The organism is Gammaproteobacteria bacterium, from assembly GCA_011682695.1.
Classification (GTDB): Bacteria; Actinomycetota; Acidimicrobiia; order Spongiisociales; family UBA4744; genus BMS3Bbin01.
Map to the genome: position 1 here is coordinate 39,776 of JAACED010000002.1, position 22,408 is coordinate 62,183.

21 protein-coding genes are annotated in these 22,408 nt (G+C 64.1%); 5 read left to right on the plus strand and 16 right to left on the minus strand.

All coding sequences use genetic code 11. The features are described from left to right. Window positions 1-19 precede the first annotated feature (19 nt). The 5 genes from GWP04_00680 to GWP04_00700 all read left to right on the plus strand — a co-directional run bounded on the left by GWP04_00680 (window position 20) and on the right by GWP04_00700 (window position 4,872). Entirely contained in the window at window positions 20-835 is an 816-nt protein-coding gene (locus tag GWP04_00680; protein ID NIA24062.1) for an SDR family oxidoreductase, read from the plus strand. A 27-nt stretch (window positions 836-862) separates the two neighbouring features. Continuing rightward, window positions 863-1,717 carry an MBL fold metallo-hydrolase gene (locus GWP04_00685; GenBank protein ID NIA24063.1) on the plus strand — a complete coding sequence of 285 codons (855 nt, stop codon included), beginning with the start codon at window positions 863-865 and terminating at the stop codon, window positions 1,715-1,717. A gap of 33 nt (window positions 1,718-1,750) precedes the next feature. Continuing rightward, entirely contained in the window at window positions 1,751-2,977 is a 1,227-nt protein-coding gene (locus GWP04_00690) for an MFS transporter (protein NIA24064.1), read from the plus strand. A gap of 162 nt (window positions 2,978-3,139) precedes the next feature. After that, window positions 3,140-4,039: a hypothetical protein gene (locus GWP04_00695; protein ID NIA24065.1), complete on the plus strand. Its 900-nt coding sequence runs from the start codon at window positions 3,140-3,142 to the stop codon at window positions 4,037-4,039. Then, on the plus strand, window positions 4,036-4,872 hold the full coding sequence (locus GWP04_00700) for a TIGR03560 family F420-dependent LLM class oxidoreductase (protein ID NIA24066.1): 837 nt from the start codon (window positions 4,036-4,038) through the stop codon (window positions 4,870-4,872). Before GWP04_00695 ends, GWP04_00700 begins: the two co-directional genes overlap by 4 nt. A 66-nt stretch (window positions 4,873-4,938) precedes the next feature. On the opposite strand, the gene GWP04_00705 is transcribed toward GWP04_00700, so the two are convergent. The 16 genes from GWP04_00705 to GWP04_00780 all read right to left on the minus strand — a co-directional run bounded on the left by GWP04_00705 (window position 4,939) and on the right by GWP04_00780 (window position 22,398). Then, entirely contained in the window at window positions 4,939-7,149 is a 2,211-nt protein-coding gene (locus GWP04_00705) for a pyruvate, phosphate dikinase (GenBank protein ID NIA24067.1), read from the minus strand. Window positions 7,150-7,659: 510 nt separating this feature from the next. Next, complete coding sequence (locus GWP04_00710) at window positions 7,660-8,145, minus strand: hypothetical protein (GenBank protein NIA24068.1); 486 nt, start codon at window positions 8,143-8,145, stop codon at window positions 7,660-7,662. A gap of 19 nt (window positions 8,146-8,164) precedes the next feature. Then, window positions 8,165-9,208, minus strand: coding sequence for an alcohol dehydrogenase catalytic domain-containing protein (locus tag GWP04_00715; GenBank protein ID NIA24069.1), 1,044 nt, complete (start codon window positions 9,206-9,208; stop codon window positions 8,165-8,167). A 12-nt stretch (window positions 9,209-9,220) separates the two neighbouring features. Then, window positions 9,221-10,111 (minus strand): cyclase family protein, encoded by an 891-nt coding sequence (locus GWP04_00720; protein ID NIA24070.1) that lies wholly within the window; start codon window positions 10,109-10,111, stop codon window positions 9,221-9,223. After that, on the minus strand, window positions 10,108-12,414 hold the full coding sequence (locus tag GWP04_00725) for a molybdopterin-dependent oxidoreductase (protein NIA24071.1): 2,307 nt from the start codon (window positions 12,412-12,414) through the stop codon (window positions 10,108-10,110). Before GWP04_00725 ends, GWP04_00720 begins: the two co-directional genes overlap by 4 nt. After that, the gene (locus GWP04_00730) at window positions 12,351-12,809 is read right to left on the minus strand and encodes a 2Fe-2S iron-sulfur cluster binding domain-containing protein (protein ID NIA24072.1); all 459 of its coding nucleotides are present in this window, start codon (window positions 12,807-12,809) and stop codon (window positions 12,351-12,353) included. Before GWP04_00730 ends, GWP04_00725 begins: the two co-directional genes overlap by 64 nt. Before the next feature lie 17 nt (window positions 12,810-12,826). Further along, the gene (locus tag GWP04_00735) at window positions 12,827-13,687 is read right to left on the minus strand and encodes a xanthine dehydrogenase family protein subunit M (GenBank protein ID NIA24073.1); all 861 of its coding nucleotides are present in this window, start codon (window positions 13,685-13,687) and stop codon (window positions 12,827-12,829) included. A gap of 75 nt (window positions 13,688-13,762) precedes the next feature. Continuing rightward, window positions 13,763-14,641, minus strand: a complete 879-nt coding sequence (locus tag GWP04_00740) for a hypothetical protein (GenBank protein ID NIA24074.1) — start codon at window positions 14,639-14,641, stop codon at window positions 13,763-13,765. A gap of 57 nt (window positions 14,642-14,698) precedes the next feature. Continuing rightward, complete coding sequence (locus GWP04_00745; protein NIA24075.1) at window positions 14,699-14,881, minus strand: hypothetical protein; 183 nt, start codon at window positions 14,879-14,881, stop codon at window positions 14,699-14,701. Then, a complete protein-coding gene (locus GWP04_00750) occupies window positions 14,874-15,584 on the minus strand; it encodes an FCD domain-containing protein (GenBank protein NIA24076.1) in 711 nt (236 codons plus the stop codon). Before GWP04_00750 ends, GWP04_00745 begins: the two co-directional genes overlap by 8 nt. Beyond that, window positions 15,581-17,368 (minus strand): PEP-utilizing protein, encoded by a 1,788-nt coding sequence (locus tag GWP04_00755; GenBank protein ID NIA24077.1) that lies wholly within the window; start codon window positions 17,366-17,368, stop codon window positions 15,581-15,583. Before GWP04_00755 ends, GWP04_00750 begins: the two co-directional genes overlap by 4 nt. Window positions 17,369-17,399: 31 nt before the next feature. Next, window positions 17,400-18,221 (minus strand): phosphoenolpyruvate hydrolase family protein, encoded by an 822-nt coding sequence (locus GWP04_00760; GenBank protein ID NIA24078.1) that lies wholly within the window; start codon window positions 18,219-18,221, stop codon window positions 17,400-17,402. Between the two features lie 29 nt (window positions 18,222-18,250). After that, window positions 18,251-19,489 (minus strand): UPF0261 family protein, encoded by a 1,239-nt coding sequence (locus GWP04_00765; GenBank protein NIA24079.1) that lies wholly within the window; start codon window positions 19,487-19,489, stop codon window positions 18,251-18,253. Window positions 19,490-19,491: 2 nt separating this feature from the next. Next, entirely contained in the window at window positions 19,492-20,229 is a 738-nt protein-coding gene (locus tag GWP04_00770) for an ATP-binding cassette domain-containing protein (protein NIA24080.1), read from the minus strand. Continuing rightward, complete coding sequence (locus GWP04_00775) at window positions 20,222-20,899, minus strand: ATP-binding cassette domain-containing protein (protein NIA24081.1); 678 nt, start codon at window positions 20,897-20,899, stop codon at window positions 20,222-20,224. Before GWP04_00775 ends, GWP04_00770 begins: the two co-directional genes overlap by 8 nt. A gap of 95 nt (window positions 20,900-20,994) precedes the next feature. Continuing rightward, entirely contained in the window at window positions 20,995-22,398 is a 1,404-nt protein-coding gene (locus GWP04_00780; protein ID NIA24082.1) for an ABC transporter substrate-binding protein, read from the minus strand. Between the last annotated feature and the right edge of the window lie 10 nt (window positions 22,399-22,408).

Here is a 22,408-nt window from a genome sequence, read left to right on the forward strand (position 1 = left end):
GCAGTCGGTGAAGCCCAGAATGGAACTGGAGAAGGTAGAGGGAACGCAAGTGAGCCAACTGGATATCTTCAGGCTCGACGGCAAGGTTGCCATCATTCCCGGTGGCAGCGGCGGCATAGGATCCACCCTGGCGCAGGGGCTCGCGGCAGCCGGAGCCGGCGTCGCAATCGTGGGTCGATCGGCGGAACGCGCCCAGGCCGTGGCCGACAGAGTGCTCAATGCCGGCGGGCAGGCGCTGGCGATCGCGGCCGATGTCACGCAGAAGGAAGAAGCGGACCGCGCCGTGGCCGAAACCGTAGACCGGTGGGGCCGTCTCGACATCATCGTCAACGCGGTCGGAGGCGGGGCCGGCAAGGTCCTGTTCGATGCTCAGGACTATCCGATTCGCGAGTGGGACTGGATCTTCGAGCTGAACGTTCGCAGCACCGTGCTCCCCACACAGGCGGCGGTCAAGGCAATGATCGAAGCTGGACACGGCGGCAAGGTCCTGAACATCTCATCGGTCCGGGGCCAACTCGGCATCAATGCCGGCTACTCGGCATACGTTGCCGCAAAAGGTGCAATCGATTCGCTGACGCGACAGTGGGCTACAGAGTGGGCCCGGCACGGAATCTGCGTGAACGCAATCGCCCCGACTTTCGTCGACACACCCCAGGTTGCGATGCTGCTGGAAGATCCAGACTTCAAAGCCGGCGTGGTTGGCCGCATCCCACTCCACCGGGTCGGCGAGACGACGGATCTGATCGGCGCGAGCTTGTTGTTCTGCTCGGACGCCTCGTCGTTCATCACCGGGCAGATCCTCACTATCGATGGCGGATTGACCGCCACGCAGTAACCACCAATCACAGGGAGAGCCAGAGAAATGCAGAACGTCACACCCAACGTATTCACGGAGACGAAACTCCGCGGATGCAACCCGAGCTATGTGACGACATCGGACGGCGTGGTCGTCATCGATACGCCCCAGCTCCCCACCAAGGCGGTCGCCATGCGTGAAGAGGCCGAATCTCACGGCCCGATCCGCTACCTCATCAACACAGAACACCACGTCGACCACATCTTTGGCAACTACTACTTCAAAGGCGCAGGCACCGTCGTGCACCACCAAGGTGTCTACGACGATTTCATGGTCGTCGGCCCCGAATTGGACCCTTTCGCGTACGCCGCGGAGGCGATCCCGACCGATGACCCGGACGGCGAGGCCATCTTCCCCAATCGGGATGAGTACTACTCGGACCCGAACAAAGGTCAGATCGTCTTCTCCGGGAACCTGACGCTGCGAGTGGGAGACCATACCTTCGAGCTGATCCACACCCCGGGCCACACGCCCGGCCAGGTGGCGGTACACGTCCCCGAAGAACGAGTCGTGTTCGCCGGCGACACCGTCTTCTGCCAGTGTCAGACGTGGCTGATGGCCTCAAATGTGGACCAGTGGCTGGACGCCCTCGACACGATCCGAGCACTCGACGTCGATCACATCATTCCGGGCCATGGGCCGGTCACGACCAAGACCTATCTCGATATGCAGCGGGCCGTGCTGCTCGAGTGGAAGACGGCTGTGGCGGTCGGCATCGCCAAGGGCTGGTCGAAAGAAGAAACGATCGAACGGGTCAACTTCTCGGATCGGTACCCGGTCGACATCGGCCAGGAGTACATGATGGACTACATCCAGAACCTCAACGCAGGATCCCTCTACGACAAACTCACCGCAGTCTGAGATCGAGCGTTACGACCATTCGAGGAGTGTGAGGTGATCCCACCCTCTCGCGTCGGCGTTCCGTCGGTCCATGTGGCTTGGCGCGCGGTCGTCCCGGCCTTTGCGACAGTGACGGTGAGCGTCCTTCCGGGCTTCCTGACAGCCGGTCTGGCCGTCCAGATCAGCAAGGACATCGGTCTCGGCCTCACCGGGTTGGGAGTGGTGATCGGGATCTTCTTCGCCGCCTCTGCGGTGGGATCCCCACTGATGGGGGCGTTGGTCCAACGAGCGGGCTGGGCTCGTGGCTTGCGGTTGTCAAGCTTCATGGCGGCCATCGCGCTGGCGGGAATCGCCTTCGCTGCGCCAACACCCTTCGCATTCGGCGCGTGGTTCATCCTCGGTGGGTTGGCCGCCTCGCTGGCGCAACCTGCTGCGAATCTCACCGTTGCTCGCTGCGTCGGTGCCCGGCGCCGGGGGTTCCTGTTCGGCGCGAAACACGCATCCGTTCCCGCCGCGACGCTCCTCGGTGGCTTGGCAGTGCCGGTGGTGGCGCTGACGGTCGGATGGGAATGGGCGTTCTGGGGAGGGTCGGCTCTCGCTCTTCTGACCGCGCTTGCGGTTCCGCTCAGATGCGCCGACCACGAAGTCGATTCCCCGAGCCGCACCGCCGAGAAGGTCGGACGCCCGAGCACACCCCTCTGGTTGTTGATTGCTCTCGCCATCGCCGGGATGCTCGGCATCGGCGGGATCGACGCCCTCACCTCGTTCACCGTCACCTACGCCGTGAACACTGGCTTCGATGAGAGCGCCGCCGGACTCTTGCTGGCCGGCGGCAGCCTGGCCGGCATCGCAGCACGGCTGATCGCCGGATGGTTGATCGACCGAACCGACCGCGCCGACCTCACCGCCGTCGCATCGATGTTGACCGTGGGCGCCCTGGGCGTGGCCGGTATCGCCATCGGGACACATGCCGGGCTCATCCTCGGCGGTCTGATGGCGTTTGGCGCCGGATGGGGGTGGTCAGGGCTCTTCACCTTCGCGATCGTCAAGGACAATCCCGAGGCCCCTGCCACGGCCACCGGAATCACGCAGTCAGGTGTCTTCTTGGGAGCGGCGATAGGCCCTCCCATCTTCGGCTTGGTGGCAGACGGAATCTCATTTGCCGCTGCCTGGTGGGCAACCGGAGCCGCACTGGTTGCAGCGGCCGCCATCATCCTTTTCGTGCGTAGCCGCCGCCACACGCACCTAGGGTTGGCGTCGACATGGCGGGCTGCCACATGAACGCAGAGCAGGGATCTCCGACACTTCGCGAGCGACGACTCGCCAAGACATATGGAGAGCCACAGAGACTTCCTATCCATTCGTTCCGCAGACGACCGGCTGGAGAACACATGCCGGGCGATCCGGTGACCCGCCGCAATTGTTACCCGATGGGTTCAGATCATGAGTGACTACCACCTGCACCTGCATCCTCACTTCCCAACCCCTGATGCGCCACCCATGGGCGTCTATCCACCCGGTTACATCGATCGATACGTGGACACGGCCCTGTCTCGAGGGGTCACCGAACTCGGCTTCACGGAGCATCTCTACCGGTGCGTCGAATCCGCGCCGGTCCTGGGCACATGGTGGAAGCACGACCCCGACCCCCGGTTGTCGGCCGAGATGGAGCAGATCGTCGCACGCGAACGCAACCTGTCGCTCGACGCGTACGTCGACGTGGTGCTCGATGCGAAACAACGGGGTCTCCCGGTCAAGCTCGGTCTCGAGGTCGACTTCCAGCCGGGAACCGTTGGTCCCGTGCTGGAGCTGCTCGGAGGCTATCCGTTCGACTTTCTGATCGGTTCCGTTCATTGGATCGATGCCTGGGCCGTCGACCGCGCATCCGCGGCCCCGGAGTTCGCCAAACGTGGAGCACGACTCGCGTACGAGCAGTACTTCGAACTCGAAACCGAGCTCGCCGCCTCGGGCATGGTCGACGTCCTGGCCCATGCCGACGTCATCAAGAAGATCGGGATCCGCCCGGAGGGGCCCCTCGACGACCTGTACGCCCCGCTGGTGGCTGCGGCGGCCACCGCCGGTGTGGCAGTCGAAGTTTCGAGTGCCGGCCTGCGTAAACCGGTTGCCGAGATCTACCCCGCGCCGCGCCTCCTCCGGAGTTTCCACACGGCCGGCGTTCCCATCACCCTGGCCAGCGATGCCCACGCCCCCCATGAAGCCGCCTGGGGGCACATCGAGGTCGTGCAGGCCGCCAGAGCCGCCGGATACACGCATCATTTGCGATTCACCGCCCGCAACGGATACGAGCTGCCCCTACCACATCGAATCGGAGAGAGCCCATGAGAGTGTCGTTCAAGACCCGGCCTCAACACACCGAATGGAAGCCGATGATCGACTTCTGGCTCGAGGCCGATCGCATCGATCTGTACTCCGCCGGTTGGACCTTCGACCACTTCTACCCCATCTTCTCCGACCCCACCGGACCCTGCTTCGAAGCATGGACCATGCTGTCCTATCTGGCGGCGGCAACGAATCGGATACGCCTCGGTGTGCTCGTCACCGGAAACACGCACCGGCATCCGGCGCTGCTCGCGAACATGGCGGCGACGCTGGACGTCGCATCGCAAGGTCGTCTGGAAATCGGCCTCGGCGCCGGATGGAGTGAAGAGGAACACGCGGCCTACGGAATACCCCTACCTCCCTGGCCGGAACGATTCGACCGGCTCGCAGAGTCCTGCGAGATCATCCACAGCCTCTTGACGCGCGAGCGCACGACCTTCAGGGGAACGCACTACCGGCTCACGGATGCCCTGTGCGAACCGAAGCCGATTCAGAAGCCACGCCCACCTCTGGTGATCGGGGGCAAGGGCGAGAAGCGGACCCTTCGTATCGCCGCGCGATGGGCCGACCAGTGGAACTTCCCGTTCGGAGAACCGGCAGAACTCCGCCACAAGATCGACGTGCTGCACGCCCACTGCGCCGACATCGGGAGGGACCCGTCGCAGATCGAGGTCTCAGTGAAGGCGGAAGCTACCGAAGAACCGGCCGCCTTCGCCGAGCTCGCCGCCGCCTATCGAGAAGCGGGAGCTCAGCACATCATCGTCCACTTCCCGGCGCCTCATGATCCGGCGACGCTGGGAGCCTACGCCGAGAGCCTTGCGCAGGCGGTCCGATAACCCAGGCCCCGCCCGGACATCTGTTGCCGCGGCGGTGGATGTCGGTTCTGACTCGTCTCGCGACAATCAGGCGCGGCCGGCCGCCACCTCGTCGGCGCGGTTGCGGTCGGCAAGAAGGATCAGGTCCTCGTGAAGCTCGAACCAGACGCCGTGGTAGCTGTCCACTCTGGGTGAGGCGATGTAGAGATGCTCGCCGGCGTGAACGAGAGCCGCCGCCCGCTCCAACCGCTCAAAGTAGGAATCGAGTCGAGGGAGTCCATCGGTGAGCGATTGGAGCAGCGCGGCAGCGTCTTGGTGCAGGGAACCGAACTCGGCCAGCACCGACGCGTCGTAGGACGGGTCGGAGTGATCGTTCAGCAGCTGCCGACCTTCGACCTTGCGCATCTGCCAGGAGGTCACGATCTCCTTCAGCCTGCAGTCGAGCAGCAGAAACGCGTCGAGTGCCTCTACGGCATTCTCCATTCCCCAGGACTCCCGATCGGCGTTGATCAGCTCTCTACCGAGAGTCTTGCCTTCCGCGGTCAGCTGGAACATGCCGCCTGAGGACTCGACGAGTCCCTCGGCAGTCATCCGATCGAGGATCTGGCTCGCTTCTTCCTCTGTCGTAAAGAATGTGGACGCGATACCGTCCGGCATCGCAAAGCCCTTGATGAGAAGAGCTCGAACGACCATCTCGACCGTCAGCTCACCCTCCCTCGAGGTGTCGCTGGACTCCTCGGACGTGTCGCCGCCCTCTTCGGAGGTGTCGCCGCCCTCACCCGAAGCCGGAATCTCGATCCCGAGCTCCCGCGCCCAGGAAAGCAACTTCTCCACCTCGGGAACGATCGTCTCACTGCTCGAGACCGAACCGGCGAATACCTCACCGCTGCCGCCATCGATTGTCAACATGTCGCCGGCGGCGAACACGCGATCACCGATGGATACCGTTCCATCCCCGACCTTCACCTCGGATACGCCGACGACTGCCGGGATTCCCCATCCTCTGGCGACCACTGCCGCGTGGCTGGCAAGGCCGCCGGTCGAAGTCAAGATTCCGGCTGCCCTGGCCATGCCGTGAACATCATCGGGCGACGTTTCTCGACGGACGAGGATCACGCTTCGGCCGGCATCGGCCACGGCAACAGCGGCCTCGGGCGTCGTAGCGATCTCGCCCGTCGCCATACCCGGCGATGCCGCGAGGCCGGTCGCCACGAGTCGAGCGTCCGCGGGCCGCGCGCCGGCCGTCGTCGGGGGATCCTCCAGGTAGCGGGCAACCCGCCGGACGGCTTCTGAGCGAGAGAGAGGAAAGTCGTCGTCCTCTGACATCTCGACCGCGATCCGCAGGGCAGCCTGCGGGCTCCGCTTGCCGACCCGAACCTGGAGCAACCAGAGTCGACCTTGCTCGATCGTGAACTCGATATCGCACAGATCGACGAAGTGGCGCTCGAGCGTGTGGGCGTATCGCCGGAGATCCTCGGCAATCGCAGGCATCCGCTCATCGAGCACCGCGATCGGCTCTGTCTGGCTCGTCCCGGCAACGACATCCTCGCCCTGCGCATCGAACATGATGTCGCCATAGAGGCAGGACTCCCCGGTCGCGGGGTTCCTGGTGAACAGGACACCGGTGGCCGAATCGGCGCCCCGATTCCCGAACACCATGGCCTGCACCGTCACCCCCGTCCCGAGGTCGTCGGCGATGCACTCGCGTGCCCGGTAGCTTCTGGCCCTGTCACTGTTCCAGGAACGGAAGACTGCCTCGATCGCACCGCGGAGCTGTTGCCACGGGTCAACGGGGACGATCTCCACACCGACGATCTGTCGATACATCGTCGAGAAGCGGTCCCGACACGCCTCGACAAAGCCGCTGTCACCCGACACGGCGGCGAGCCCTTGCGCCGTCGCGTCATTGAGACCGAGGTTCAGAATCGTGTCCATCATCCCCGGCATCGAGACTGGTGCACCGGAGCGGACGCTCACGAGCAGAGGATCCGTCGAACTGCCGAACTGCCGTCCCATCGCAGCCTCCACTCGACGCAGGTGCTCGCGGATCTCCTCATCGAGCCCCTCGGGCCATCCCCCGGCCAGGTACGCGCGGCACGCCTCTGTCGAGATCGTGAAGCTGGGAGGTACCGGGAGGCCAAGCTCGCCGGCCATCACGGCGATGTTGGCCGCTTTCCCCCCGATGACGGTCTTGACCTCGGCATGTGGCAGATCGTGCGGGTGGTCGAAGGCAAAGACGTAGGGCACGTTCTCTCCGATCTTCGATAATCGATTACCCGAGACTACGCGTCTTGCCATCCCAGCGTCAACCTGGAATCGAACCGAGAACGAATGAAGCCAAAACCCGAATGAGCCCTCCTTCGGACCGTGACAGCCGGGCCTGCCACGCCCGAGGCTACCGGCGGATCGGCGTCTGATGGGTCCCTCCCCTCCCCCAGGAGGCCCGCCTCCCGGCTGACGCCGTACTTCCCTTTCCGGCTGACGCCGTACTTCCCTTTCCGGCTGACGCCGGCCCCCCTCCCGGCTTCGCCGTACTCCCCCCAACGCTCGCTTCGCTCGCTGGGGGGAGAAACGGGCCGCTTCGCTCGCTGGGGGGAGAAACGGGCCGCTTCGCTCTCTGGGGGGAGAAACGGGCCGACCGTCTCCTCCCCCAGGAGGCCCGAAGGGCCGACGTTGGGGGAGGTGTCCCGCAGGGACGGAGGGGGTGCCGGGAGGTGTCCTCGGCGCTCTGGCCGAGGACGGAGGGGGTCTTGGGCCAGCACCAACAACCCCCCTCCCGGCTTCGTCGGTCACGTACCGGCGTTGCTCCTACACGTCGTTGTCGACGAGCGCCAAGAGTTCGGGGATTCGCTGCGTGAGCGCTTCGGCGATGCGGTCGCGGACCTCCCTGTGGAACTCGAGGTCCTCGCCTCGCGGGTCGAGCACAGGTTTCCCGTCGGGATGGAGCATCTGCACCTTGCCCTCCAACACGGGGTATTTCGCCACCAGGCGCTCCACCTGACCCTGTTCCATGCAATACACACGAGTCGCTCTCTCGGCGAGCTTTCGGTTCATCCGCCTGGACCGGTGGCTTCGCAGGTCGACGCCTACTTCATCACCGGCGACGACGGCAAGGCGTCCCGCGCGCAGACGAGGAGGAGCTTTCGTACCCACCGATGTCACTTCGATGCCACGATCCCCCAATTCGGTCTCGGAGATCCCCAACGCCTCGGCCAGATGTTGACGGGCCAGACCGGCGGCGAGCGGTGATCTGCCGATGTTGCCCGTGCAGACGAACACGAACGTCTGGCTCACGTCACATCCCCAGTCGGTATCACGGTTCCACGATGACCTTGAGGGCGCCTTCGCGACGTTCGTTGAAGGTCTCGAGAGCCGTGGCGAAGTCGTCGAGAGCGAAGTGGTGGGTGATCAGCTCACGCACCCTGATGCGTCCGTCCACGACGAGCGGAATCACGTGGCGCATCTCACCGGCCGAGGCACGCACGCCCACCAGTTCATTTTCGTACAGCACGAGGTTCTGAAGAGCGAGCTCGACCCCTGCAACGGGTATGCCCACCACCGCGATTCGCCCACCCTTTCGCGCCATGCCGAGGCTCCACTGCAGCGTCTGGGGAACTCCGGCACACTCGAGGATGACATCCGCACCCAGATCGTCCGTCATGCTCCTGACCGCACGAACCGGGTCTTCGGATTCGACGTCGACGGTCTCGTTGCCGAGATCGGCGGCCTTGGCGAGTCGGCTGCCCCGGCCGGCAACGATGACGCGGCCCGCACCCCTCGCTCTTGCCGCATCCGCAGCCAGCAAACCTACCGGGCCAGGACCGATCACCACGACGGTGTCTCCCGGACGATTCCCACCCCGGTTGGCCGTGTGCAGAGCGATCGATGCCGGATCCAGAGTGGCGCCCTCGCTGAAGGTCAGTGCATCGGGAAGGTGGAACACGCTCTTCACACCGTGCACCACATACTCGGCGAAAGAACCCTGCCAGTTGTGGCCGTATTGGCGGTGCAGACGGGGGTTCCCGTAGTTCTCACACAGGTTGTAGCGGCCCTCGACGCACTTCTGACAGAAACCGCAGGCGTCGTGAGACGTTCCTGCGACCCTGTCGCCGACGTTCCAACCGAGAAGCTCGGCTCCGGGACCCATCTCCACGACCTCGCCGGACCACTCGTGACCCGGTATGAACGGATACGAGGGGGGCCAGAAACCCGGATAGTCGCCGCGCAGCAGGTGTGAGTCCGTGCCGCAGATGGTCACCGCGCGGACCCGGCACAGCAGCTCGAACGGACCCGGCTCCGGTTGATCGACCTCTTCTACGGAGAACCGGTTCGGTTCGGTAACGACCAGCGCTCTCATCCCCACCTCCTTCTAGATAACGGCAAGCGGATCGATCATCGACCCGGTTGCACCGCGAATCTTGACCGGCAGCGCGACAAAGAGGAACTCGTGGACCCCCTCCTGGGCGAGCTCCTCCAAATACACGCTCTCCATGAGGTAGATGCCGGCCTCGATCAGCAGCCGGGTATGGACCGGCTGCGGGTTGGCGGGCGTGCCTCGGTCGGGCGCCGGTTGAACCTCATAGGTCTCCGTGTCGGTTCCCGTCGCGACCACACCCCGCTCGAGCAGCCATTCGGCGGTGGACGCATCGGGCCCGGCGGTTTTGTGTTCGGCCATCTTTTCACTGTCCGGCCAGAAGGCCAGGTAGCCGGTGCGGATCAGGACGGTGTCCCAAGGCCGGACTTCGACGCCTTCCCAGGCGGCGATCGCCTCGAGCTCGTCGGCACCTACCGGCGAGCCGGCAGGCAGCGCCGCGACACCGCGATACCCGGCCGCATCCAGCAGTACTCCCCGTGTGAAGAAGGGCGGGAGCTTCTCGGCGTCGCCAACCGACGGGCCCTTGTCGGTCAAATGCTCACCGGTGTTGCCGCCGCCATACCAGTGGTCGTCCTCACCGATGGTCATGTGGGCGAGAGCATCGACATGAGCCCCCGAGTGGGAGGTGGCCATCACGTATTCGGCCATATACCCGAGGCCCACCTCGTTCGGAGGTCCCCACGGTTGGGCGCCCTCGGCGCGAATCCCCGGTGGGGTCCGGTAGTTGAGAACCTGAAAGGGCGGATGACCCGGGAAGAGAGGCATGCCCGGGAACCGTGAGGTGGCCAGCGAGAACCACCGGCCTTCCTTCACCAGTCGTGCTGCCTCGACGATCTTGCCGGCAGGCATGTTCGCGATCGGTCCGACTTCTTCGTAGACAGTCATCTCATCTCCTCGAGTGCCCGCCACACGCGCTCGGGCGTCAGCGGCAGATCGCGAATGACCACGCCCGTGGCGTCGGTCACCGCGGAGGCCAATGCCGGCGAGACCGCCAGAAGGGCACCTTCGCTGATCCCCTTGATGCCGTACGGTCCCGGACCATCGGCGTTCTCGATCATCGCACTCGTGAGTTCGAGCGGAAGGTCCTTGATGGTCGGGATCCGGTAGTCCAGTGCGCCGAGATTCCGGATCCGGCCGGATCCGTCGAGAAGCACATGCTCCATGAGCGTGTGTCCCAGACCCATGATCGCCGCACCGTCGTCCTGCCCCTCGACCTGAAGCGGGTTGAGCGCCCGGCCGACGTCACTCACGGTCACGTGGCGCACGAGAAGGATCTCGCCTGTCTCCTCATCGACCTCGGCCTCGAACGCCGTGCAGTTGAACTCGAAGAACGCCGCAGTACCACCGAGGGGGTGATCGGGCTCGACGTCTTTGCGCATCTCCCCGTTCCCGACGATCTCGCCGCCGAGGCGACCGAGGCCGGACTGGAGCACGTCCACCGCGCAGAGTTCACGAGCAGGAAGGCGAACAACACCGCGCTCGACGACGATCTCGGACTCGTCGACCTCGTAGAGACGCGAGGCCATGGCGCGCAACTTCGCCTGGATGTCCTGGCAGGCGCGCAGAACGGCCGTGCCCATGAGCACCGATGAACGGCTGGCAGACGTCTGCTGATCGTAAGGGATCACCCCGGTGTCGCCCATGATGACCGAGATGCGGTCGAGCGGTATCCCGAGCTCCTCGGAGACTATCTGGGCGAAGACCGTGCGCGCACCCTGGCCCATGTCAGACGTACCGCTGAGGACGAGAGCGCTCCCGTCCGCCAAGAACCTCACCGTCGAGTAGGAGAGGCCCGTTGTCGGTCCGGATTTGAGGCCCACGGCGAGCCCACGGCCACGCTTGGGCGCCGCCAGAGGAGTTCCCCACCCGATCAGCTCGGCGGCCTTTCGAACGGTCTGGGACCAGTCGCCGTCGGCCGGTGTGTCACCGGGAATGAACGTCTCCCCATGACGGGCGAGGTTGCGCAGGCGAATCTCGACCCTGTCGATTCCGAGCGCACGCGCCCCTTCGTCGATATTGGATTCTCTGGCCCAGGTGATCTGCGGAATGCCGAATCCGCGGAAGGCGGTGCTCGGCGTCGTGTGAGACAGCAGTGTTCGTCCCATGATCCGAACTGCGGGAACACGGTACGGACCGCAGGCGAGATAACTCGCCTTCCCCACGACGCGGTCTGCGATGTCGACGTACGCCCCGATCAGGAAGTTGGCCTCTACGTCCTGGAATGCAATCGTGCCATCCGACAGGAAACCGGTCCGAAACCGGACCTCTGTCGCCGCTCGTCGAACTGCCTGGAACGTCTCGGCAAGTGTCAGGATCAGCCGTACCGGCCTGCCGGCGCGCAGAGCCATGAACGCGAGCAGAGGCTCGTACTTGGGGATCTGCTTGCCTCCGAAACCTCCACCGGGGTCCGGCGCAAAGACACGCACCTTCGCCAAAGGCAGATCCAAGAGCTCGGCAATCGTTTTCTGCAGAAGGTACGGATGCTGAATCGAGCTCCACACTGTGATCCCGTCGCCATCGGGAGCCGCCATGAAGCCGTGAGGCTCGATCGTGAAGTGGGTGACCATCGGAAACGAGTAGGTGTTCTCGACAACGAGATCTGCCGCCGCTGCATCGACGTCGCCCCAGCCAAAACGGTGCTCGCGCAGGATGTTCGTATCGGCCAGCGGGTCGTTTGGGCGAATCGCGTGATCCTGAACGAGCGGTGATGCCGGATCGAGCGCCGCGGCAACACCGAAGACTCCGCCGTCGAGTACCTCGTACTCCACGTGGACGAGGCGCGCTGCCTCTTCGGCCGCGTCACGCGTCTCGGCGGCCACTGCCGCCACCGGTTCGCCATGGTATTTGGTCTCGCCGACGGCGAGGATCGGCCGATCCTTGAACTTGGGGCCGAAGCGTGGGACCGGCTGCGGCAGGTCGGCGGCGGTGAGAACGAGGCGGACCCCGGGAACCTGTTTCGCTGCGGTCGCATCGATCGAGAGGATCCGGGCTCGTGCACGGTCGAGACGCACCAGCTTGACGTGAAGCACGTCGGCCAGGCGGATGTCGCCCACGTACTCCTGTGCGCCGGTGACCCGCCTGAGTCCGCCAAACCTGCGCGGTGAGCTTCCGATGCCGTTGCAGCTCATCGCTCCCCCGTTTCGGCGGCGGTGAGCACCGCCTCGGTGATCTGCACGTATCCCGCGCATCGGCACAGGTTGCCCGCCAAGGCCTCGTGGACCTCATCGACGGTCGGGTGAGGGTTCTGTTTCAGCAGGGCGTGCGCCGACATCAGCTGGCCGGGGATGCAGAATCCGCACTGCGGAGCGCCCTTGTCGAGGAACGCCTCCTGCAGCGGACCGAGGCGGCCGTCGCCTGCGAGACCCTCGACCGTCATGATCTCGCATCCCTGTGCTTCCACGGCCAGCATGAGACAGGAGTTGACCGAACGGCCGTCGACGAGCACCGTGCAGGCACCGCACTCGCCCTCCGTACAACATTCCTTCGTGCCGGTGAGCTCCAACTGGTCGCGCAGGACCTCCAAGAGCGTGTGGTGCGGTGCCACCTCGATCGAGCATCGCCTGCCGTTGACGGTCAAGACCACCGTGGTCCCTGCCTGCGTCACAGCACCCTCCTCAGCCGTCCGAGAGCGGTTGCGAGTGTCCGTTTGCCGAGCACCGTCAGCATCGCCTGCCGGTATTCGCGGCTTGCCCGTACATCGGAGATCGGGCTCGCCTGCGCTGCGAGATCTTTCAGGAGGCGCTCCTTGTCTTCCTCGCCCACTGCCGGGTCCGCGAGGCGCCCGCTCCGATCGTCGACGACGAACGCCGTCGGTCCGACCGCACCGTAGGCGAAGCGGGTGACGCCATCTCCTGTGACCGAACAGGCGACATTGACCGTGGCCAGATCCATCCCTCTGCGCCGGGCGATCCGCTCGAATGCAGCCCCGATCGGCCGTTCGGGAAACGGCAGATCGATCGAGGTGACGATCTCGTCGGGTCGCAGGACCGTTTGCCCCGGCCCGACGAAGAACTCGACCAGCGGAACCCGGCGCTCGCCCGACCCGCTCACCGTATTCACGACCGCGTTGTAGATCATCAGCGCGGGGACCGTATCCGCGGCGGGCGATGCGTTGCAGATGTTCCCGGCAAGCGTGGCTCGATTGCGGATCTGGACCGATCCGACCACCGATGCCGCCTCGACCAAGGCGGGGAAGGCATCCTTGACGCGTTCGTCATCGATCACGTCGGTGAGCACGACGGCCGCACCGATCCGCAAGGCACCATCGTGCTCGGTGATTCCGGGTCGCAGCTCCGCCACCCGCTTGAGATCGATCACGATGCGCGCCGACAGCTTCCCGGACCGCATGCCGACGATCAGATCGGTTCCGCCGGCGAGGACGCGAGCCTGCGAACCGTGCTCGTTCAGCAGGCTCAACGCCTCCGACAGGTTGTCCGGCCGCGCGTATTCGAACGTGTGCATCACGACGATCCGCCGGTTCGCGCAATCGGTCGATCCGACTCTGGGTTGTCTGCACCCGCCTTCATCGGACTCCTCTCAGATGACCTTGTCGACCTCATCCATCAGCACTTGGGGTGTGGCAGCGCGCACGAAGAAGTACGGCAGATCGCAGAACGACTGCACGAATGCGGCACGCTTCTTGCGGAGAGTTTCGGTGTCGACGATGGGCATCGGCCACCCCGGAGCGAGCAGCTCGTTCAGCAGGAAGTAGTTCTGCAACGAGTGCAGTGTCTGAAACTGCGCCTCGAAGGGAATCATCTCCACCAGGCTGGGTGCGAAGTTGCCGTCGATCGCCGGCACCACCACAACGTCGACCTTGCTCGGCTCCTCACAGGTCTCCCACGTGGGCATCTCACCGAAGAACTTGGTCACGCCCTGATTGGGGGCGGCCTTATCCGCTCGTTCGGTTCCCTTGGCCCGCTTCTTCAGGAACACGTCCTTGGATCCCATGACCGCGGTTCCGGACTCGTCGATCACCGTCGTCTCCGTGGACACCAGCCGGCCACCGCGCCTGCACGCCTCGATCTGGCCCATGCTCTTGCCGTGGTTCGACTCGCCTCCCAGGAAGACGACCGTCTTGTCACGATACCGCACCGCGGAGGCGTGAAACGGGTGCAGGCCGATGGCTTCCATCCTCAACGCCAGCATGGTCACGATGACCTTCTGGATCGGTCCTTCTGCCCAGTCACCATCGAAGGTCATGACGCTGCCGTCGTACGAGATCGCCTTGGCGCCGTCCTGATTCCAGATGATGCCCGGAGCACTCGACGTGACCTCGGGTTCGATGCGCACATCGGCCAACCGGTAGTTGAGGAAGCTCATGTCCTCGAGCACATGGTCCCTGGGGTGGGATCCGTAGACATCCACCCGCAGGCGTGCATCCCCAGCAGACATCTCCTCCGATAGTTGCATCATGTTTCTGCTCCCTAATCGCGGCGCATCGGTGATGACCGCATCGTTTCTCTCTTCTTCTCAAACGGTTGTGAGCACTCCACCGAGACCGGTCGGCCTCTCCGGACCCAAGGCCCCCGACGGCGACGTCGGGGCGTCGCTCATCGACGGAGCGATGCGGACGGCCGAGACGACGAGACCGCTCAGCGTGCGCACGGCTTGCGCAGGCGGTGCCGGGTGTCTCCACTCGTCGGACTCAATCATCCTCCCTGGCGCCGGAGGTCTTCTTACCGAACATCGATTCGTCCATGGACAGGATCAGCTCCTGGGCTTCACGGGCATGGACCCGCATGGCCTCACCCGCTCTCTCCGGATCTCGAGCTTCGAGCGCTTCGACGATGCCGGCATGACGCTGCGTGAGCCATGTCAGGTCGGTTCCGGGGGCCATGGCGGTGACGTAGGTGCGGGCGTACGGCTCCAGCATCGACCATATCCGTTCCAGGGTCTTGTTGCCGGATGCTCGCACCACGGTCGCGTGGAATTCGGTGTTGTTCAACGCATGGGCATGGGCGTCCCCGGCGTCGGCGAAGCCCTGCATCTCGTCGATCAGCCCTCGAAGATCTGCCAGCACACCGTCATCGATGCGCTTGCAGGCCTGCCTGGCGGCGAGCGCCTCCAACTCTGCGCGCACCTCCATCGCCTCCACGAGCTCGACTTTCGTCGGTCGCCGGACACGAGCACCGCGATAGGGCTCCATATCGACGAGACCGAGCGTCGCCAGGTCCCGGAGCGCCTCGCGCACCGGGGCCTGGCTCGTTCCGAGTTCGCGGGCGATCCGGGTCTCGACGATACGAGACCCGGGTGCCAGCTCGCCCTCGAGGATCTGCTGCAAGATCCGGTCCTTCACCTGCGCACTCAGTACGTTGCGCTCCACGGGATCCGAACGATGCCCGGTTGGACCGCTCATGTCTTGAATAGGTCAGACCCGATAACGTCTCCCTCCTTGTCCCCCTCGGCGAGGATCTCCACGACGCCAGTCGAACCGTTGACCCGAAGGCGGTCTCCCGTTCTGATCTTCTCCGTCGCCACCGAGGTCCCGATCACGGCCGGGATGCCAAACTCACGGGCGAGTACAGCCGGGTGTGACGTGAGACCTCCCGCGTCGGTCACCAGGCCGCTGATCTTTGTGAACAGGGTAACCCAGGCGGGGTTGGTCATCTGGCAAACCAGGATGTCGCCCTTGTTGACCAAGTCGAACTCGTCGACGCTGAGCACCACCTTGGCGGTCCCCTGGTACACGCCGGGCGATGCGGCCAGACCCGCGATCTGATCCTCGGCCTCCGGCTGTTCCATGTAGAGCCGATCCGGGAATCCCCAGAGGCCCAGGTAGGGGAACTCGAGCTGAGACTCGGTCGCCGTGCCGATCCAGTCCTTCGGCCGAACCGTGTAGGCAGCCTCTCGCTCCGCCTTGCGTGTGGCAACGATGCTGCGTGCATCGAAGTTCTCCGGATCGCCCAGGAAGTACCGCAGCTCGTTGTACTTCAGGTAGATCACGTCGTCTGCTTCGTCGAGGACCCCCATCTTTACCAGATGGCGGCCGATGCACACGAGAACCAACCGCAAGTGGGCGTTGCTGCCCTGGTCGATATAGAAGTGGTGATCCGGTGTCAGCGGAGCCATCTTCAGGTTGATCTCGTTGGCAGCCTTCATCTTCTCGAGCGCCTCGCCTTCGAGACCCTCGAGGATCTCGGCCGAGGCCGCGGCGATGTCCTCCGCGAGGTGCTTCACAGTGGACGGGTAGTCATAGTCCGTCTCGAGGTATCCCTTGATGACTTCGAGCACCGGCTGGGCCCTCTCGAACCGGGTGGCGAAGATGAACTCGTGACTCCACACGGCGTGCCAGCCGAACTCGCGCTGATACGGCTTGAGCCGCTCTGCAATGAACTTCTGGCCCCGCTCGGAAGCCTCGAGGGCCTCGAGCACCTCGGTACCGGTGTCCCTGGAGAACATCTCCGATAGCTCGGCGTCGCCCTTGATCTCCTCTTTCATCTTCCACAGGGCGCCGATCGAGTCCCAGTTGCGGTCCTCGGCAGAGTTCTGCAGCCGGCCCAAGAGCACCGGATCGGCCTCGCCCCGCACTTCTTCCATGACGGCCTGAAGATTGAGCGTCGCCGAGAGCTGAGCAAAGTTCAGCATCCAGTGGATCTTCCAGTGACGATCGTGGATGTCCATCGCATCTTCGAGGATGGTCGCCCACTCCATGAGCGGGATCTCCTCCCAGCGATCGATGCGATCCTCCAGATAGTCGAAGTTCCTGCGCATCTCCGGCACCAACCGGTCCCGCCACCAGTCCGCAAAGTTCTGTCCATACGTCGGCAGGACCGCGCCCAGATAGGCGCCGATCTTGGACGCGTACTCCGGATCGTCCTTGGGGACCCGCGGGTAGTAGACGTTGGAGTACTCCATCGATTCGACCTTGAAGTCCGGATCGGCCGGTACCGCCGCGGTGTAGAGATACCCGTTGACGTTCTTGGCGATCCAGTCCGAAGCGAAGGGGGTGCCGAACCTGCGGAACATGTGGTCACAGGTCAGCCACCATCCTCCGATGTCGAAGTACATCGGCGACAGCGGCTGCGGGCAGTGCAGGTCGTCGTAGACCCAGAAGAGGCCCTTCTCCCCCTCGTTGTCCCAGTCGATCGGGAAGTCCTCATCGCCCAGGAACTGCTTGATGATCTTGCTCTCGTCCGCCATGTTGCCTCCTTTGTTGATCGGCGCCGGTTTCCTAGCGACTGATACTCTTGAACCTCTTCATGTTTGCGGTCATGGCGATCTCCGTGGGCAGACGCTCCATGCTGGATGCACCAAAGAATCCTGCAACACCGGTCGTGTTGGTGAGGACATACGCGGCATCCTCCGGCTCCGCGATCGGGCCTCCGTGACACAGGACGATGATGTCGTCTCTCACCGCGACCGCTGCGTCGCGGATCCGTTGCACGCGTTCGGCCGCTCCCTCGATCGTCAGGGCGGTCTCGGCGCCTATCGAGCCCTTCGTGGTCAGCCCCATGTGGGCCACGACGACGTCCGCTCCCGCCTCTGCCATCGCCTGGGCCGAGTCCTCGTCGAACACATAAGGGGTCGTCAGCAGGCCCTTCTCGTGGGCCAGGCGGATCATCTCGACCTCGAGGTCATAGCCCATCCCGGTCTCTTCGAGGTTCTTGCGGAATGTTCCGTCGATCAGCCCGACCGTCGGGAAGTTCTGTACACCGGCGAAACCCGTCTCATCCACCAAGTCCAGGAACTTGTCCATCAGCCGGAATGGATCGGTGCCGCACACTCCCGCCAGGACCGGCGTGTGCTTTACGATCGGCAGGACCTCGCTGGCCATGTCGATCACGATCGCGTTGGCGTCGCCGTACGGCATGAGCCCGGCGAGCGACCCTCTCCCCGCCATGCGATACCGACCGGAGTTGTAGATGATGATGAGATCCGTCCCACCTGCCTCGGCGCACTTCGCCGAGATACCGGTGCCGGCTCCCGCTCCGATGATCACGCCACCGTCGTCGAGCGTCTTGCGCAACTTCGCCAGCGCCTCTTGTCCCGTCATGGTCATGGTCGTCCTCCCCTGTCTCCTTGTCAGGCTTGCGGGCGTGATGCCGCCCAGGCTCGATAGTGCTCGTCGAGGCGTCGCGCCATGGCAGTGGCGAACTCCGGGTCGTTCACGTCGGTGTCCATCTCGATCACCTCGACCGACGGGTCCAGGTGAGCCTTCAGTTCCCTGATCAGCGCCTCGTCGGCGTCCGGGTCATAGAACACGCCCCCCTCCGTGGCGATCGCCGATACGCCCTTGAGGGGAATGAACACCGTCAGCGGGCCTTTGGCCTCGTTCAGCTTGGCCGCGATCGTGCGTCCCAGCTGTGCACACTCTTCCGGAGTCGTCCGCATCAATGTGACCGTAGGGTTGTGCACATAGAGGTTGCGATCCTTGTACTTGTCCGGAACCGTGCTGATCGGTCCGAAGTTGCACATGTCGAGCGCGCCGAGGGAAACGACTTGCGGTATGCCGAGCCGGCCGGCCATTTCGAGTCGGTCCGGTCCGGCCGAGAGCACGCCACCGACCAGCTCGTCGACGAGTTCGGTGGTCGTGATATCCAGGGATGCGGTGATGTAGCCGCTCTCCATGAGCGCTTCCATAGACTGCCCCCCGGTCCCTGTGGCATGGAAGACCAGAACCTCGTAGCCGTGATCCTCCAGCCACTCGCGAGCCGCTGTCACCGACGCCGTCGTCACCCCGAACATGGTTGCTCCAACGAGCGGCCTCCCCGTATCCGCGGGAACATAGGCCTCGTGGGCTTTCGCCATGCCTGCGATGCCCGCGGCTGCATTCCCCAAGATCCTCGCCGAGATCTCGTTGATGCCCGCGATGTCGACCACCGAGTACATCATGGCGATATCGGCCGTGCCGACGTATGGGCGGGTATCGCCCGATGCCATCGTTGAGACCAGCAGCTTCGGCACACCAATCGGAAGCAGGCGCATCGAATAGCTGATCAGCGATGAACCGCCCGATCCCCCGAGGCCGAGAATCCCGTTGAGCCGACCTTTCTGATGCAGGTCCTGGACGATCACGGCGGCGCCTCGCGCCATGGCCTCGACTGCCGCTCCCCTGTCGCCGGCATTCACCAAATCTTCGAGATCCACTCCGGCGGCGGCTGCCACGTCGGCACGCGAGTAGTCGGTTGGGTACTCAGGGTCGCCCAGGACTCCTGCGTTGATCACGACGACGTCACAGTTCGCCTCGGCGATCCTGTCTTTCAAGAAGGCGTACTCGGTTGCCTTCGTATCCAGTGTTCCAAGCAATACGACTGTTGCCATTGTCAATCCTCGTGTTCCTGCTTTTCTCCGTGCGGGCTGACACCCAGGTACTGGCGCTGCGCGTCGCGATCGGCGAGCATCCGTTCGGAGGTTGTTTCGAGTGCAATCCTTCCACCAACCATCACTGCAAGACGGTCCGAGACGCTCGTCGCGACACCCAGGTTCTGTTCGATGAGGAGCAACCCGATTCCGTGCTCCTTCAACCCTTGCAGAATCTCGACGAGCTGATCGACGATGACCGGTGCCAGGCCTTCCGATGGCTCGTCCATCACCAACAACCGGGGATGGAGCAACAGCGCTCGTGCGATGGCCAGCATCTGCTGCTCACCGCCGGACAGCAGCGAAGCACCGAACGCCCGGCGATCCGCCAGGGGTGGGAACAGCTCGTACACACGATCGATGTCCCAAGCGTTGGCACTGCCTTTCCTCTCTACGAGTCTCAAGTGCTCCGCCACGGTGAGGGAAGGGAACAGCCTCCGGCCCTGCGGCACATACCCGAGGCCCTGAGCGGCAATCCAGTGGGTCTTTCGGTTGGTCAACTCGGCGCCGTCGAACACGATACTGCCCGAGGCCGCCGGAACGAGTCCCATGATCGCGTTGCAGAGCGTTGTCTTTCCCATGCCGTTTCGCCCGATCAGCGAGATCGGCTCATCGCCTACCGTCAGGTCGACATCCTGCAGCACATGGCTGCGCCCGTAGTAGGCATTGAGCGACTTGATCTGGAGCAGTGCCTCACTCATGTCCGCGGGCTCCTAGGTAGATGTCCAGGACGACTTGGTTGTCCTGGATCTCGTCCGGATCGCCCTCGGCGAAAATGGACCCGTTGTGCATCACCGTCACCCAGTCGGCGGCTTGCAGCGCCACATCCATGTCGTGCTCGATGAGAATCACGGTGATCGTCCCCGGTAATCCTCCCAGAAGGGCCAACAGGTCGGCGCGCTCACTCGGAGACAACCCTGCCGCAGGCTCGTCGAGCAGGAGCAATCGGGGAGACGATGACAAGGCCATGGCGATCTCCAACTGGCGCTGTTGTCCATGCGACAGTGAGACGACACCCGTATCGAGTTCGGATGTCAACCCGACCGACTCGGCCAGTTGTTCCACCGCTGCATGGTCGCGATCGTTCCTGGTCGGCCGCCGGAAGCTGAGCCGCCTCGGTTTGACGCCTCGGACACCGAGGAAAATGTTGTCGCGAACGCTCAGCCCACCGAAGAGCAGCGACGTCTGGTAGGTGCGGGCCAGACCCATTCGCGTCCGCTTGTGCGCCGGCAGGTCGGTGATCTTCTTGCCAAAGAGGTAGACGTCGCCCGACGTGGGCAGGTAGTCCCCTGCGATCACGTTGAAGAGCGTCGTCTTGCCTGCCCCGTTCGGACCGAGGATCGCGCGCCGCTCTCCTTCAGCGATCTCCATCGTTACGTCTCGTACGGCTTGCAGCGCGCCGAAGCGACGCCCCACGCCCTGCAGTTGCAGGGCGGGGACGTTCGCTTCTGGGCTCGCCTTATCGATCACGGACAGCTTGGGTACTCTCGAGATGGACCCTGGTAGGTCCCGTTCGGGAAGAAGAAGTCCTCGGGCTCTCCAAGCGTCTGGTTCACCTGCTCGGCGACCTTGACCAGCTTGTTGTACAGCACGCCATCGGCACGTTCGGTGACCTCGGTCACGTACTCGTTCGCGATCGCGTTCTGGTTGTGATCCACGCTGACCATACCGGTCGGAGACTCGTACTCGAGGTTGCGCAGCGCCTCACGGAAGGCCTCCTGCCCACCCGACAAGTCTCCGCCGACCTCTTCGAGTGCCAGCAGGGCCGCCTTGGCATCCACGAAGTAGCCATGTGCGAACAGCGACGGCAGCGGGAACCGAATCCCGGTCAGCGGGTAGTCCTTGCCTTCCTCCCAGAGCGTCTGATATGCCTTGACCCAGTCCACGTAGACCTGGTCCTGGATATCGTCGGCGATGGGACCTGCCGCCGGCGTACCGATCACGACCTCTCGGATCCGGGGAGCCTTCGCTCCGAGGATCGACTGGTCGACGGTGATCGAACCACCAACGAGAGGCAGATCCAGACCGAAGTCCAGCATCTGCGTCAGGAAGTTGATGGCGTCGTTGCCACCCAAGGCGACATACACGGCGTCGAGATCGGAAATGCCCTGGATCTCGGCGATGATCGAGCTGTAGTCCGTCTCACCGAGCGGGGTCCACAGCTTCTTTGCCACGGTGCCACCCTCCCGACAGAACTCGATCATGAAGCCCTCGACCTGGCTGTAGGGGAACGAGTAGTCCTCGCCGAGGGTCACCATCTTGCGATAACCCTTTTCGTTGTAGGCATAACTCCCGAGACCCGCCTGCCACTGGACACCGTCGGTGCCCCAGCGGAAGAAGTTCCTCGAGCGGATCTCCGGATCCATCGTCGTGTCCTGCGCTGCAGAGGTACCGTTCAACATCGTCTTGTCCGGTACGCCTTGCATGTAGCGAGCCAGGTTGATCCCCTCATCGCCGGACAGTGGTCCGATGATGATGTCCACGTTGTCTTCTTCGAACAGCTTGCGAGCTTTGTCACGAGCCACCTCGGCTGTGGCGTCGGTGCTCTCAACGAACACCTCGATCGGGTGACCGGCAACGACCGCGCCTTTGCCCTCACTGTCGCCACCGAATTCGGCCAGCGCCATGTAGACACCCCGGATGCCATCCTTGCCGGGTTCGACGAAAGGCCCTTCCAGCGTGGCAAGTACACCCAGCCTGATGACCTCACCACCCGACGCGGCAGCCGCCGTGGTACTTGTGGTCGTTGCATCCGCAGACGGTGCCGCAGCCGTTGTCTCGGTGGTGCCTCCGCCACAGGCGGTGGCAATCAGCGCCAACGCGAGGAACAGGGCTAGCACTGCCCACGATCTTCTCCAGTTCTGACTCATCCGACTCTCC

Bases quoted from the DNA above. Each gene is read 5' to 3' on its own strand.
- GWP04_00720 (NIA24070.1), bottom strand. From the start codon at position 10,111: ATGACTGTCTACGAAGAAGTCGGACCGATCGCGAACATGCCTGCCGGC.
- GWP04_00745 (NIA24075.1), bottom strand. From the start codon at position 14,881: ATGATTGAGTCCGACGAGTGGAGACACCCGGCACCGCCTGCGCAAGCC.
- GWP04_00715 (NIA24069.1), bottom strand. From the start codon at position 9,208: ATGAGAGCGCTGGTCGTTACCGAACCGAACCGGTTCTCCGTAGAAGAG.
- GWP04_00750 (NIA24076.1), bottom strand. From the start codon at position 15,584: ATGAGCGGTCCAACCGGGCATCGTTCGGATCCCGTGGAGCGCAACGTA.
- GWP04_00695 (NIA24065.1), top strand. From the start codon at position 3,140: ATGAGTGACTACCACCTGCACCTGCATCCTCACTTCCCAACCCCTGAT.
- GWP04_00705 (NIA24067.1), bottom strand. From the start codon at position 7,149: ATGGCAAGACGCGTAGTCTCGGGTAATCGATTATCGAAGATCGGAGAG.
- GWP04_00780 (NIA24082.1), bottom strand. From the start codon at position 22,398: ATGAGTCAGAACTGGAGAAGATCGTGGGCAGTGCTAGCCCTGTTCCTC.
- GWP04_00775 (NIA24081.1), bottom strand. From the start codon at position 20,899: ATGGAGATCGCTGAAGGAGAGCGGCGCGCGATCCTCGGTCCGAACGGG.
- GWP04_00685 (NIA24063.1), top strand. From the start codon at position 863: ATGCAGAACGTCACACCCAACGTATTCACGGAGACGAAACTCCGCGGA.
- GWP04_00735 (NIA24073.1), bottom strand. From the start codon at position 13,687: ATGCACACGTTCGAATACGCGCGGCCGGACAACCTGTCGGAGGCGTTG.
- GWP04_00765 (NIA24079.1), bottom strand. From the start codon at position 19,489: ATGGCAACAGTCGTATTGCTTGGAACACTGGATACGAAGGCAACCGAG.
- GWP04_00755 (NIA24077.1), bottom strand. From the start codon at position 17,368: ATGGCGGACGAGAGCAAGATCATCAAGCAGTTCCTGGGCGATGAGGAC.
- GWP04_00760 (NIA24078.1), bottom strand. From the start codon at position 18,221: ATGACGGGACAAGAGGCGCTGGCGAAGTTGCGCAAGACGCTCGACGAC.
- GWP04_00680 (NIA24062.1), top strand. From the start codon at position 20: ATGGAACTGGAGAAGGTAGAGGGAACGCAAGTGAGCCAACTGGATATC.
- GWP04_00740 (NIA24074.1), bottom strand. From the start codon at position 14,641: ATGATGCAACTATCGGAGGAGATGTCTGCTGGGGATGCACGCCTGCGG.
- GWP04_00725 (NIA24071.1), bottom strand. From the start codon at position 12,414: ATGCGCGGGATACGTGCAGATCACCGAGGCGGTGCTCACCGCCGCCGA.
- GWP04_00700 (NIA24066.1), top strand. From the start codon at position 4,036: ATGAGAGTGTCGTTCAAGACCCGGCCTCAACACACCGAATGGAAGCCG.
- GWP04_00770 (NIA24080.1), bottom strand. From the start codon at position 20,229: ATGAGTGAGGCACTGCTCCAGATCAAGTCGCTCAATGCCTACTACGGG.